The sequence below is a fragment of the Mesorhizobium sp. B2-1-3A genome (assembly GCF_006442655.1).
Classification (GTDB): Bacteria; Pseudomonadota; Alphaproteobacteria; order Rhizobiales; family Rhizobiaceae; genus Mesorhizobium.
In genome coordinates, this window is record NZ_VFWK01000003.1 from 567,501 (window position 1) to 580,621 (window position 13,121).

At 63.2% G+C, this 13,121-nt stretch carries 9 protein-coding genes; 2 read left to right on the plus strand and 7 right to left on the minus strand.

Annotation, left to right across the window (positions count from 1 at the left end; translation table 11 throughout):
* Positions 1–655 precede the first annotated feature (655 nt).
* Positions 656–2,626, plus strand: a complete 1,971-nt coding sequence (locus FJ977_RS14070; RefSeq protein ID WP_181179815.1) for a M23 family metallopeptidase — start codon at positions 656–658, stop codon at positions 2,624–2,626.
* An 11-nt stretch (positions 2,627–2,637) separates the two neighbouring features.
* On the opposite strand, the gene FJ977_RS14075 is transcribed toward FJ977_RS14070, so the two are convergent.
* Positions 2,638–4,197, minus strand: coding sequence for an MFS transporter (locus tag FJ977_RS14075; protein WP_140772232.1), 1,560 nt, complete (start codon positions 4,195–4,197; stop codon positions 2,638–2,640).
* A gap of 151 nt (positions 4,198–4,348) precedes the next feature.
* Between FJ977_RS14075 and FJ977_RS14080 the strand changes: the two genes are divergently transcribed.
* Positions 4,349–4,981, plus strand: a complete 633-nt coding sequence (locus tag FJ977_RS14080) for a TMEM175 family protein (RefSeq protein WP_140772234.1) — start codon at positions 4,349–4,351, stop codon at positions 4,979–4,981.
* Here FJ977_RS14080 and FJ977_RS14085 read toward each other — a convergent pair.
* The 6 genes from FJ977_RS14085 to prfA form a co-directional block, all read right to left on the minus strand.
* A complete protein-coding gene (locus tag FJ977_RS14085; protein WP_140772236.1) occupies positions 4,955–6,469 on the minus strand; it encodes a L,D-transpeptidase family protein in 1,515 nt (504 codons plus the stop codon). The genes FJ977_RS14080 and FJ977_RS14085 overlap by 27 nt on opposite strands.
* A 149-nt stretch (positions 6,470–6,618) precedes the next feature.
* Entirely contained in the window at positions 6,619–6,984 is a 366-nt protein-coding gene (locus tag FJ977_RS14090) for an MmcQ/YjbR family DNA-binding protein (protein ID WP_140772238.1), read from the minus strand.
* 59 nt (positions 6,985–7,043) lie between these two features.
* Positions 7,044–9,650 carry an ATP-dependent chaperone ClpB gene (clpB, locus tag FJ977_RS14095; protein WP_140772240.1) on the minus strand — a complete coding sequence of 869 codons (2,607 nt, stop codon included), beginning with the start codon at positions 9,648–9,650 and terminating at the stop codon, positions 7,044–7,046.
* 220 nt (positions 9,651–9,870) lie between these two features.
* Positions 9,871–10,860: a DUF4167 domain-containing protein gene (locus tag FJ977_RS14100; protein WP_140772242.1), complete on the minus strand. Its 990-nt coding sequence runs from the start codon at positions 10,858–10,860 to the stop codon at positions 9,871–9,873.
* A gap of 310 nt (positions 10,861–11,170) precedes the next feature.
* A complete protein-coding gene (gene prmC, locus FJ977_RS14105) occupies positions 11,171–12,043 on the minus strand; it encodes a peptide chain release factor N(5)-glutamine methyltransferase (protein ID WP_140772244.1) in 873 nt (290 codons plus the stop codon).
* A complete protein-coding gene (prfA, locus tag FJ977_RS14110) occupies positions 12,036–13,115 on the minus strand; it encodes a peptide chain release factor 1 (RefSeq protein ID WP_056576253.1) in 1,080 nt (359 codons plus the stop codon). The genes prmC and prfA overlap by 8 nt, the downstream gene beginning before the upstream one ends.
* Positions 13,116–13,121 lie beyond the last annotated feature (6 nt).

Here is a 13,121-nt window from a genome sequence, read left to right on the forward strand (position 1 = left end):
CCCCTGGCGGAGTAAGAGGTTCAGCAGGACTCTGCCGCCCACGTTTCTCTTTCTTCATTATTCAATTTTCAAAGAACAGACACCGCTTCACGCAGCGTCGTGGCCCGTTACACCTTGGCTTCGGGGCCGTTCGAGTGTCGCTCACGCGGCTCTCTTGAATTTCGCAGAGGGCAGTCTTAGAAGCAAACTTCTTCGTCGCCAGCGGCGCACCGCCCTCGTTCGTGAGGCGTATATAGTCGCCACCAACCAAAACTGTCAACACCACATTCCAAAGTTTTTGAACTTTTTGCGACAGAAATTTTGGAGGCGCCCTGTCGATAGCCGACTGCCCCAAGGGAACCGTGGATAACACGAGGAGGCGGCCACGAAGGAGCCCTATTGCCGCCGCATTGCCGGTCGACACCAAAGCCAACAAAGAAGGAGCAGCACAGCCGTGCGATGCTCTCTTCCAGGAGCCTCTTATAGAACCGCGCGATGAGCCTTGGAGAGAAGGCCCGCCGCCCGCTTTGCAGAGTGCTCTATATAGAGAAGTGCGTTGGGGGGATTTCGACCGGGGCCTGAGGCTTCGTTGACTTAACCTGCCGTGACAGGCAAATGTCATGGCCACAACAAAAGCGACAAGCCGTTCCGCCCGGGGAAGAAGCAGCCTTTCTGGATGCCAGATACGGAAGATGTCATAGCCGAACTCGGCAATGAGCCGCCGCTTATCGCGGATGGCCGCAGTGGCCCGCCCGATCGGCGCGAGGTTTCTGCGCGCTGGCTGTCGGGAACATTCCTGACGGGCGTAACCTCGAGCGTGCTGATGGGCGTGGCGCTGTTCGCCGCCCTTGACGGTCGCCAGCAGCTGGCGACCCCACCCGAGATCGCCGAACTCATCGGCCTTGCCAGCAATGGCGATTCCGGCGAGGTGGCCAAGACGACCAGGCTGGTGGCGCCGCGCCAGATCGCCAAGGCCAAGGACCGCCGCCGCATGGAAGTGTCGATGGTCACCAAGGTCGGCGACCGCGATGTCATCCACACCATGCCTTTCGTGCAGATCAAGATGGCGCTCGCCGCCGGCCACACCACCAGCCGGCCCTACCCGCCCTTCGACCCGATGCAGGTATTCGGCGACGACGGCGACGATGCCCCCGCGCAACCAGCGACGGCCTCCGCCGCCTCCGGCCAGATCTATGGCGCCAAGGTCGAAAGCGAGATGAGCCTGAAGACCGTCGACTTCCCCATCGAGACGGCCACCTTCGACGAAAAGAGCGACCTTTCAGCCGACGAGGTGGAAAAGGTGGTACGCGAAGCGGGCACCGACCTCAGTGACGGCGCCGTGCAGGTCGCTTCACTCCACTATGTCGATCCGCAGCGATTCGGCGAAGCCTTTGCCGAGTCGATGGCCGGCTCCTACGACGTCAAGATCGTGCCGGAAAACGTCTCGGTGTCGCCGCGTGCTGCCATTGACGACCAGGCACCGGCTTTTGCCGAGGAAATCATTCCCTTCACCAAGGACACCGACCTCACCGAGGCCTTTGCCGATTCGGGCTATACGGGTGACGACGCCACCGGCATGGCCGAAGCAATCGCCAAGCTGTTGAACGCGCCGACGCTGAAAGCCGGAACCGTGCTGCGCGTCGGCCTCGAGGTTCACGGCGATGCCGCCAAGGTCGTGCGCACCAGCGTCTACGACAAGACCACGCATATCGTCACCATCGCGCTCGACGACCGCGGCCAGTATGTGCCGGCGCAGGAACCGGAGCCGAATCCCGAACTCTTGACGGCGTTCGATGATTCGTCGGCACCCGTTGTCGTGCGCGGCAACCTGCCCAATGTCTATGACGGCATCTACCGTGCCGCCTATTCCTACGGCATGTCCAAGGCGATGACCCAGCGGCTGATCAAGCTCCTGGCGTCCGACGTCGACTTCCAGTCCCGCCTCAATCCCTCCGACCGCCTCGAAGTGCTGTTCTCGCAGCCCGACGGTGACGACCAGACATCGGACAATTCCGAACTTCTCTACGTCTCGGCGACATTCGGCGGCACGACGCGCAACTTCTACCGTTTCCAGATGCAGGACGGCAGCACCGACTATTTCGACGAGGACGGCTCGAGCGCCCAGCAGTTCCTGCTGCGCAATCCGCTGCCGGCCGGAAAATTCCGCTCCGGTTTCGGCGCCCGCAAGCACCCGATCCTCGGCTATGTCCGCATGCACACCGGCGTCGACTGGGCTGCCCCGATCGGCACGCCGATCATCGCCGCCGGCAACGGCGTCATCGAGAAGGTCGGCTGGGCCGGCGGCTACGGCAAGCAGATCATCATCCGCCATGCCAATGGCTACGAAACCTCATACAATCACCAGAGCGCCTTTGCCAAAGGCATCGAGCCGGGAATGCGGGTGCGCCAGGGCCAGACCATCGGTTATCTCGGCCAGACCGGCCTCGCCACCGGCCCGCATCTCCACTACGAATTGATCGTCAACGGCACCAAGGTCGATCCGATGCGGGTCCGCCTGCCGGTCGGCAAGGTGCTGAAAGGCGACGACCTCGTTGCCTTCAAGCGCGAGCGCGAGCGCATCGACGATCTGCTGAAGCAGGAAGATGGCAATTCACTGAAAGTCGCCAGCGCCAAGATCGAAGGCTGAACCTGCACGTTTCAGTCTTGCCTGGTTTCCGCACGCCGCGACCACGGCAGCGGCTCTCCGGAAATTGTCGTCCACGCGATGACAGCTGAAAGCAGGCAAAGCAGCGCCGTCACCCAAGAGACCACGGAGAAGGCAGCGTCACTGGCGGCCAGCCGTGCCGCATCGAGCGCGGGCGCCAGTCCGGCCGGTGCCGGTTCGCCGAAGCCTGGTACGGCTGAAATCGCACTGCCGTCCAGTGCATGGGCATAGACCCAGGCCGCCAGCGATCCCATCGCCGCCACCGCGATCAGGCCGCCAATGCGCGAGACGGCATTGTTGATGCCGGAAGCAGCCCCCGTATCCTTGTCTTCCACCGCTGTCATGATCGCGGTCGACAGTGGCGAGACGACCAGCGCCATGCCTAGTCCCATCAGCGCCATCAGCGGGAACGTCCCCGTCCAGAAATTATGGATGCCGGCATGGGTGAGCAAGGCAAGTCCGGCAAAGGCGAAAGCCACGATCAGACTGCCGCAGGCGATCGGGAAACGCGGCCCGATCCGGTCAGACAATTGACCGACCGGTCCCGACAGAAGTGCGATCGATGCAGACAGCGGCAGGAAGATGAAGCCGACCTCGGCCGTGCTCAGCCCCCAGCCGGCGATCAGCAGCATCGGCAGATAGAAGAGATTGGCCGACAGCGCGAAATAGAGAAAGAAGGTCGCTACATTGGCGCCGGCGAAAGCGCCGATGCGAAACAGGCTGAGATCGATCATCGGCTCGCGCTGTCGCTGCTCGAACAGGATGAAGACCACAAGCAGCACCGCGCCGGCGGCAATGCTCGGCCCCGCCATGTGGCCCTCGCCGCTGGAACTCATTGACGTCAGCCCATATGCAAGCGCGCCGAAGGCCAATGTCGCCAGCGCCCCACCGCCGAGATCCAGGCTGCGTTTCTCCGTCGGCGCATCGGCTGGAATCTTGGCAAGCAGGAGATAGATCGAAATCAGGCCGAGAGGCAGGTTGACGGCGAAGATCGCACGCCAGATGCCGTCGCCGAAAGCCGACAAAACGAGGCCGCCGAGCACGGGGCCGAGTGCGGTGGTCAGCGCCGAGGCCGCCGCCCAGATGCCGATCGCACGGCCGCGTTCTTTCTTTGGGTAGGCCTTGGCGATGATGGCGAGGCTGCCCGGTACCATGATCGCCGCGCCAATGCCCTGGAGGGCGCGAAACGCGATCAGCACGACAGCATTCGGTGCCAGCGCACAGGCAAGCGAGGCTGCGACAAACAACACGATGCCGGCCACGAAGGCGCGGCGCAGCCCGAACCGGTCGCCGGCGGCCCCGCCGGCGAGGATCAGCGCCGACAGCGTCAACGCATAGCCATTGGAGATCCACTGCGCCTCGGCGAGACTGGCGCCAAGATTGACGCGGATCGCCGGCATGGCGATGGCCAGGATCGAACCGTCGATGAAGCCGAGCGCCGACGCCAGGATCGCCGCGATCAGCACGTATCGGCGCTGCGATTGCGGGCAGAACGTCCCGTTCGTGACCGGTCTGGTCAGCGGAATTGCGGCGGCTTCATCTGGCGAATGCATGGCACTCTGCTTAGACCGCCGCTGGGCTGGCAACAACCGGCCAGCAGCTTGTAGTCCTTGAAACCAGCCATATTGCCAGGAAACATCCCGTCCGGATGCAAATGGCCTCAGTCGTGCTAGATTTTTCCGGGAACCGCAGGCGGAGGAACCGATGAAGCGCCCACTCGAAGCGTCGGCGGAAGGACGCGGCCGCATTGTCGGCATCACCGACGGCGTCTTCGCCATCGCACTCACGCTTATCGTGCTCGAGATCAGGGTACCGGCGCATGAGACTGTTCATTCCGAGAGCGATCTGCTCGCCGCCATCGCGGCACTGGCGCCGCGCTTCCTGACCTATGCGTTGAGTTTCCTGACCCTGACCATATTCTGGTTCGGCCAGCAGGCCCAGCATGGGCTGATCGCCAAGTCCGACAGACGGCTCGCCACGCTGAACCTCTGCTTTCTCGCCTTTATCGCGCTCTTGCCGTTTTCGACCGACCTGCTGGCGGACTTCCTCGAATTCAGGACCGCGGTGCTGGTCTACTGGTTCAACCTGCTGATGCTCGGCGTCACCCTGTTCGCCAGCTGGCACTATGCGGAAAAGAACGGCTTTGTCGCGGAAGATGTCGACGCCGAAACGAGGCGCATGGTCTACATGCGTATCGTCAAGGCGCAGATCCTGTGGGCGATAGGCGCCGCACTCTGCCTGGTCAACCCGTTGCTCAGCGTCGGCTTCATTCTGGTCGTGCAGCTGATCTACGCCGCCGCGCTGCGCGGCTCATTGCTGCGCAACGTCATCGGCTGAAGGTCCGCCGACAAACTCCACGGTAACGCCCGGCGACACCAGCTTGGCGAGTTCGCGCGCGTCCCAGTTGGTCAGGCGCACGCAGCCGTGGCTTTCGGTCTTGCCGATCTTCGACGGTTCGGGCGTTCCGTGGATGCCATAGGTCGGCTTGTCCAAGGCAATCCAGACCGACCCGACAGGTCCGTTGGGGCCGGGCGGAATGGTCAGGATCTTGTCGTTCTGGCCCTGCTTGAAATTGATGTTCGGGTTGTAGGTATAGTTCGGATCGAGCGCGATGCGCGACACGGCGTGGATGCCGGTGGGCGACGGCGTATCGGCCGAGCCGATGGTGGCGGGATAGGCCGCGACCAGCTTGCCACCCGCATCGTAGGCGTACACTTCTTTCTTGGTCTTGTCGGCAACGATGCGCGCGACGGGCGTTGACACCAGCTTGCCGAAATTGGCGACCTTGATGATCGTGCCGGGGCGGTTGAAGTCGACGCCCTTGTTGATCGACTTCAGATAGTTTTCGTCCATGTGGAAGCGCTCCGCCAGCGCCTCGGTGACAGAGGTGTAGCACATGCAGTTGAGCTGCGCCTTCTGGCTGTAGTCTTCCGGGACCGAGGCGACATAGGGACCGGCCGCATCCTCCGCGGTGATCGTATAGTTGGCAAACGCGTCGCCACCGGACTGCGCAAGGGCCGTCTGGATACCGACAGCATCGGTCGACTTGAGATTGCTGCCGGTGATCTCATTATACGCGGCGATCGCCTTGTCCACATTCGAGCCGAACCGCCCGTCGATGACGCCAGGCGAAGCGCCACCCCGGTCGAGCAGCACCTGCAGCGCCGCTACATCCTGGCGGGCGCCCAGCGACAGCGATGGGTCAACCGTGGTCTTGCCGTCAATCTTCGGCGGCAATGCCGATTGGTCGGCGGGCGGTGCCTGTTCCGTCGGCTGCACAGGGTCTATCGAGGCCTCGTTCAGCGGCTGGCGCTTGATGGTGCCCGGCTTTGCCGGCTGCGGCGCATCGGGATAGTTGTTGTCGTAATTGCCGTCGTCCTGCGGCGCCGGCGGATAGGCTTCCACCGAATTGTCGCCATAGGGGTCATATTCGTCGGCCGGCGGCGGGATGACCCGGCCTTCCTCTTCCAACTGCTTGCGGCGGAACCGCGCCATGTCTTCCGGATTGTCGAGATAGTAACGGTCGTCATCGGCGGGAGCCCGGCCCAACTCGCGCAGCCTTGTCTCGCGGCGCAGCGCGCGCCGGTCAAGCCGTGTCTGCGGCGGCTGGATGGCGATGACCTTGCCGGTATCGGCATCAACGATGACGCGGTTGCCGCGGGCATCATAGTAGATATCCAGATTCCCATCCTGGGCGACGAGAATGCCGCCGTCATCGGCAGCGCGCACAAGCCGTGGTGCATTGTCCTGTGTCGGCGCAGCAAGCGCACCAAAAGACACAAGCCCGGCGGCGAGCGCCGAAAGGGCAAAGATCGTGCGGAACATTGTGGCCAAACTCTCCGGTCCGTAGTTGCCGCCGCCCGGCGTCGTTCTTCGGCGAACCCCTTCGCCAGCAAACCAGTTACCCCACCATATGGTTCCAACATGAACCGGGCATGAAGATGGCGGTTTTCCGGCGTATAGACGAATATCAGCTAGCTTGCGGCAAGGCCCAGTTCCTTGCGCGCCTGCTTGGTCAGCTTCAGGGCGACAAGGCGATGGCTTTCGCGCAAATAGTCCTTCAGCGCACCATCATCCATGCTCTGGCTTGTCCGACGCTGGATCCATTTCATGCCGCGTGAAGCAAGATAGGGCGCGGGCAGCAAGCCCGGCTGCTCCTTGAGCACGTCATAGGCGATGTCGGAACATTTGAAGGTGACGAAGAGCTGCTGGCCCTGATCCCAGCCGCCGATCGCAAACACCTTGGTCCCGACCTTCCAGACATGGGCGCCACCCCACTGGACGACATGGTTTGTTGCGGGAAGCGAGGCGCAGAAGCTGTTGTAGTCGTCCAGCGTCATCCACGCCCCATCATCAGTATGAAAACGCCGCGCGCCCAGGGTGGACGCGCGGCGCGGGATCAAGCCGCCGCTTCGGTCGCCACGACCGTCGGCTTCGAACGGAAGTTCAGCCGGTCGGAGCCGGCCGTCACCTTGACGGTCGAGCCGTCGAGGATCTCGCCGAGCAGGATCTTCTCCGCCAGCGGGTCCTGCAACTCCTTCTGCATCACCCGCTTCAGCGGCCGCGCGCCATAGGCCGGGTCATAGCCCTTGGCCGCCAGCCACTCGATCGCCTCGTGATCCAGCGACAGCGTGATCTTGCGATCGACAAGCAGGCTTTCCAGCCGCTTGAGCTGGATTTCGACGATGCGGTCCATGTCCTTGCGGCGCAACCGGTGGAACAGGATCACCTCGTCGACGCGGTTGAGGAACTCCGGCCGGAACGATGCCCTCACCACGCCCATCACTTCGTCGCGCACCGCGTCGACATCCTGGTCCTCGCCGAGATTGACCAGATATTCGGCACCGAGGTTCGACGTCATGATGATCAGCGTGTTGCGGAAATCGACCGTGCGGCCCTGCCCGTCGGTGAGCCGGCCGTCATCGAGTACCTGCAAAAGCACGTTGAAGACATCGGGATGCGCCTTCTCGATCTCGTCGAACAGCACGACCTGATAGGGCCGGCGCCGCACCGCTTCGGTGAGCGCGCCGCCTTCCTCATAGCCGACATAGCCGGGAGGCGCGCCGATGAGCCGGGCGACCGAGTGCTTCTCCATGAACTCCGACATGTCGATGCGCACCATGGCGCTGTCGTCGTCGAACAGGAAGCTTGCCAGCGCCTTGGTCAGTTCGGTCTTGCCGACACCCGTCGGCCCGAGGAAGATGAACGAGCCGATCGGCCGGTTCGGATCCTGCAGACCGGCGCGGGCGCGCCGCACTGCCTTGGAAACGGCTTGCACCGCCTCGCCCTGGCCGACGACCCGCTTGCCGATCTCGTCTTCCATGCGTAGCAGCTTGTCGCGTTCGCCCTGCAGCATCTTGTCGACCGGAATGCCGGTCCAGCGCGAGACGATATGGGCGACGTGGTCGGGGGTGACCACCTCCTCGACCATGCCGGCCTTGCCGTCCTGGGCTTCGGCTTCCTTGAGTTTCTTTTCCAGTTCCGGAATCTTGCCATAGGCAAGCTCGCCGGCGCGCTGGAATTCACCCTTGCGCTGGGCAATGGCCAGTTCGTTGCGCGCCTCGTCGAGCTGCTTCTTCAAGTCGGCGGCGAGCCCGAGCTTCTGCTTCTCGGCCTGCCATTTGGCGGTGATCTCGGTGGATTCTTCCTCGAGCCCGACAAGTTCCTTTTCCAGGCGGGCGAGACGGTCTTTCGAGGCGTCATCCGTCTCGACCTTCAGCGCCTCGCGCTCGATCTTGAGCTGCATGATGCGGCGGTCGATCTCGTCCAGCGCCTCGGGCTTGGAATCGACCTGCATGCGAAGCCGCGAGGCGGCCTCGTCGACCAGGTCGATCGCCTTGTCCGGCAGGAAGCGGTCGGCGATATAGCGATTGGACAGCGTCGCCGCCGCCACCAGCGCCGAGTCGGAGATGCGCACCTTGTGGTGCTGCTCGTATTTCTCCTTCAGGCCGCGCAGGATCGAGACCGTGTCCTCCACCGTCGGCTCATCGACGAAGACCGGCTGGAAGCGGCGGGCAAGTGCCGGATCCTTCTCGACATGCTTGCGGTATTCATCGAGCGTGGTGGCGCCGACGCAGTGCAATTCGCCGCGCGCGAGCGCCGGCTTCAACAGGTTCGACGCATCCATCGCACCGTCCGCCTTGCCGGCACCGACCAGAGTGTGCATTTCGTCGATGAACAGGATGATGTTGCCATTGGCCGAGGTGACTTCCGAGAGTACGGCCTTCAGCCGCTCCTCGAACTCGCCGCGATACTTGGCACCGGCGATCAGCGCGCCCATGTCGAGCGCCATCAACTGCTTGTCCTTCAGCGATTCCGGCACGTCGCCATTGACGATGCGCAGCGCCAGGCCTTCGGCGATCGCCGTCTTGCCGACGCCCGGTTCACCGATCAGCACCGGATTGTTCTTGGTGCGCCGCGACAGCACCTGGATGGTGCGGCGGATCTCGTCGTCGCGGCCAATCACCGGGTCCAGCTTGCCGGCACGGGCATCCGCGGTCAGGTCGCGCGCATATTTCTTCAGCGCATCATAGCCCTGCTCGGCACTCGCCGAATCGGCGGTGCGGCCCTTGCGGACGTCATTGATGACCTGATTCAGCGCCTGCGCGGTGACTCCGGCCTTGGCCAGGATATCGGCGGTCTTTGCCGACTTCTCCATGGTGAGCGCCTGCAACAGCCGCTCGACGGTGACGAAGCTGTCCCCGGCCTTCTTGGCCAGTTCCTCGGCGGTCGAGAACACCTTGGCCAGCGGCTGCGCCAGATAAAGCTGGCCGTTGCCGCCTTCCACCTTCGGCATCGCCTCGAGCGCGGTCTCGACGCCGAGCTTGACGTCGCGGACGTTGCCGCCGGCGCGTTCAATCAGCGACGCGGCTAGGCCCTCATCATCGTCGACGAGGACCTTCAAAATGTGTTCGGGAGTGAATTGCTGGTGATTGCGGGAGAGCGCCATGGTCTGCGCGGACTGGATAAAGCCGCGCACGCGCTCGGAGTACTTCTCAAGGTTCATATCTGTCTCCTTCCATCACCGGCCCGCTTCGCGGCACCGGATCAGATTGCGGTGACGGACCCGCCCATTCGAGCCGGATCCTGTTCAGCCGAGATATGGTGCATGGACCATGCCGTCTCAAGACGCCTTGATATCGGTCAATGCATAATATTCCACGTCAGCCCAAACGGAAACGGCGGAGATTTCTCCCCGCCGCTCCATGTCTTGAAATGGTGTTCGATCAGTTGTCGATGTCGGCAATCACCGGCTCGGAACTGCCGTTGTCTGCCGGAGCCGCGGCCACCTCGCCGGCATCCGCATTGCCGCTGCCGGCGTCGACCTGGTCGGCGCTGGCGCGCGGACGGCGCGGACGGCGCGGACGGCGGGCGGCACCGCTCTCGGTGGCCGCCTCGTTGAGCTCGGCCTGGGCGGCAAGAGCCGCTGGCGAAAAACTCTCGAACAGCGGAGCCGGCTCGGCTACCGCAGCGGTCTCGACCGGCGAACCGGGCTCTGCCTGTACTTCCGCCTGCCCCGGGAATTCGTTGCGCTGCTGCTGACCGCCTTGCTCGGCGGACGAAGCATAATCGCGCTGGCCATTCTGGCCGTAGCCGCCATTGGGACGGCGATCGCGGTGGCGCCCGCCATTGTTGTCGCGGTTATTGTTGCGTCCGTTATTGTCACGTCCGCCATTATCGCGCCCGGCATTGTCACGCCCGGCATTGTCACGATTGTCGCGGCCGTCCCGGTTCAGCGCGACCTCCGCCGGCATGCCTTCGATCACCGGCTGCGGACCGGCGCCATGGTTGATTACAGGTACTTGCGGTTCGGAAACGGTGTTGCCGCTGTTACCGGCCCCATTGTTCCCGGCATTGTCGAACTCGTCGCGATCCTCATCACCGTCATCGTCGAAATCGTCGCGGTTCTGCTGGACGTTCTGGATCGGCATCTGCGCCTGCGCGGCGGCAATGATGCGATTATAGTGTTCGGCGTGCTGGAGATAGTTCTCCGCCATGACCCTGTCGCCGGAGCTTTGCGCGTCACGGGCCAAGGTGGCGTATTTTTCGGCGATCTGCTGAGCCGATCCACGGATCTTCACGTCCGGGCCGTTGCTCTCGTAGTTGCGCGTCAGGGGATTCGGGCCCTTGCGGTTGTTGTTGTTATTGTTGTTGCCACCGCCGCCGCCATTGTTATTGCGACCGCGCATGCGCCTGTTCTGCTGTTGTGGCCTCATTCGACTCTCTTCATCTTGAAATTTTCGAAAACTCGTCACGAACGGAGGCGCTCATGCAGCCAGCCGTTTCGTTTCTTCACCGGCGTTCGCCCGCATCAATTGCGTTGGCGCCACGTGCCATCCTGTTCCGGTTACATCACTTGCCGGACGATTCCCGCACGAAGCTTGGGCGTCGTTTGCGCAAGAAGGCAGCTATTTCCAAGGAGGACCGAATCGCTAAGAGCACTGCCTGCTTCGTCTCATCCGGTTGAGGCGACCCTAGCCGCATTCCCCGGTATTGCCAAGCGGTTTTTTCGCAGTGCGTCAAGGCTTATTCCCATTGAAAGACAAGAACCCTGTCGTTTCCGCCAAGATCACGAAACAACTCACCCGCAGCGTAGCCGGCTGCGCGGAATATGTCGTTGACCTCGTTGCGTTGCGTGTGGCCGATCTCGACCGCAATCCTGCTTTCTGCTTCCAGAAACGGTGCCGCTTCGGCGGCGATGATCCTGTAGGGGGTCAGCCCATCCACGCCACCATCCAGGGCCAGGCGTGGGTCGAAATCGCGGACCTCGTCCTGCAGATTTCCAATGTCTCGTGAAAGTATATAGGGAGGGTTTGCGGCAATTACATGGTATCGGCCGGAAACTTTTTCGAACCAGTCCGATCGAACCGTCGCGAACCGGTCGCCAACCCCGATTTGCCCGGCATTGCGGGCCGCCGTCGCCAGCGCTCCAGCTGCGATGTCGACGCCAGTGGCGGTAGCGGTCGGCACCGCACTCAGCAGCGCCAGGGCGATGGCGCCCGTCCCGGTGCCGAGATCGAGGATGCGGCACGAACCTTCCCGCGCGGCAATTGTCTTGACGAAAGGCAGCACCGCCTCGACCAGAGTTTCGGTATCCGGCCTGGGTTCCAGCGTTTCCGGCGACAGCGCCAGGCGCAAACCGTAGAATTCACGGTAGCCCAGGATGCGATGCACGGGTTCGCCGGCGGCTCGACGCCCCAGGGCGGCGTCGATCGCGGCGATGGCGTTGCTGTCGATCTCATGTTCAGGGTCGGCAATGGCCTGCGTACGGGTCGTGCCGGAAAAATGTTCGACGATCAGCCGTGCGTCGAGCGGGGGATCATCCACCCCGGCCGCCACAAGCCTGGCCCGCGCTTCCCGCAACAGCGGCCCCAGCGCGTTGGGCAGAGGGTCAGCCATCGAGGCCGATATCGGCCAGCAGCTTCGACTGGTGGTCGGCGATCAGCGCGTCGATGACTTCGTCGAGTTCGCCCATCATCACCCGGTCGAGCTTGTAGAGCGTCAGGTTGATCCGGTGGTCGGTAACGCGGCCTTGCGGGAAATTATAGGTTCGAATGCGTTCCGAGCGATCGCCGGAGCCGACCTGCGACTTGCGCGACTCGGAACGCTCCTCGTCGGCCTTGCCGCGCTCCAGGTCATAGAGCCGGGCGCGCAGGATCTGCATGGCCTTCGCCCGGTTCTGGTGTTGCGACTTCTCCGCCTGCACCACCATGATGCCGGTCGGCAGGTGGGTGATGCGGACAGCCGAATCGGTGGTGTTCACATGCTGGCCGCCGGAACCCGAGGCGCGCATCGTATCGATGCGTATGTCTTCGGCACGGATCTCGATGTCGACCTCTTCGGCTTCCGGCAGCACCGCCACCGTCGCCGCCGAGGTATGAATGCGCCCGCTGGCCTCGGTCGCCGGCACGCGCTGCACGCGATGCACGCCGGACTCGAATTTCAGATGGGCGAAAACGCCCTTGCCGGAGACCGTGGCGATGATTTCCTTGAACCCGCCGGCATCGCCGTCGCTGGCCGACACCGTCTCGAACCGCCAGCCACGCTCGGCGGCATAGCGCTCATACATGCGAAACAGGTCACCGGCGAAAAGCGCGGCCTCGTCGCCGCCGGTTCCGGCGCGGATTTCGAGGATGGCGTTCTTGTCGTCGGCGGCATCCTTGGGCAGGAGCAGGATCTGGATATCCTTCTGCAGTGCCTCGATGCGTTCCTCCACCCCCGGCAGATCCGCCTCGGCAAGCGCCCGCATCTCGGCATCGGTGCCCTTGTCGGCGAGCATTGCTTCGAGGTCGGCCTGCTCGTGTTCGGCCGCTCGCAATTCCCTGACCTTGGCCACCATGTCCTGCAGTTCGGCATATTCGGACGCCATCTTCACATAGGCATCCGGCGCTGGGCCGGCCGACATCTGCGCTTCGAGCATCTCGAAACGCTTGACGACTTGATCCATGCGATCGCGGGGCAAATTGACCATGATGGG

What these genes read in the sequence shown, in the direction of transcription:
- FJ977_RS14100 (WP_140772242.1), bottom strand. Translation starts at nt 10,860, where the DNA reads ATGAGGCCACAACAGCAGAACAGGCGCATGCGCGGTCGCAATAACAAT.
- FJ977_RS14080 (WP_140772234.1), top strand. Translation starts at nt 4,349, where the DNA reads ATGAAGCGCCCACTCGAAGCGTCGGCGGAAGGACGCGGCCGCATTGTC.
- FJ977_RS14090 (WP_140772238.1), bottom strand. Translation starts at nt 6,984, where the DNA reads ATGACGCTGGACGACTACAACAGCTTCTGCGCCTCGCTTCCCGCAACA.
- clpB (WP_140772240.1), bottom strand. Translation starts at nt 9,650, where the DNA reads ATGAACCTTGAGAAGTACTCCGAGCGCGTGCGCGGCTTTATCCAGTCC.
- FJ977_RS14070 (WP_181179815.1), top strand. Translation starts at nt 656, where the DNA reads ATGCCAGATACGGAAGATGTCATAGCCGAACTCGGCAATGAGCCGCCG.
- FJ977_RS14085 (WP_140772236.1), bottom strand. Translation starts at nt 6,469, where the DNA reads ATGTTCCGCACGATCTTTGCCCTTTCGGCGCTCGCCGCCGGGCTTGTG.
- prfA (WP_056576253.1), bottom strand. Translation starts at nt 13,115, where the DNA reads ATGGTCAATTTGCCCCGCGATCGCATGGATCAAGTCGTCAAGCGTTTC.
- prmC (WP_140772244.1), bottom strand. Translation starts at nt 12,043, where the DNA reads ATGGCTGACCCTCTGCCCAACGCGCTGGGGCCGCTGTTGCGGGAAGCG.
- FJ977_RS14075 (WP_140772232.1), bottom strand. Translation starts at nt 4,197, where the DNA reads ATGCATTCGCCAGATGAAGCCGCCGCAATTCCGCTGACCAGACCGGTC.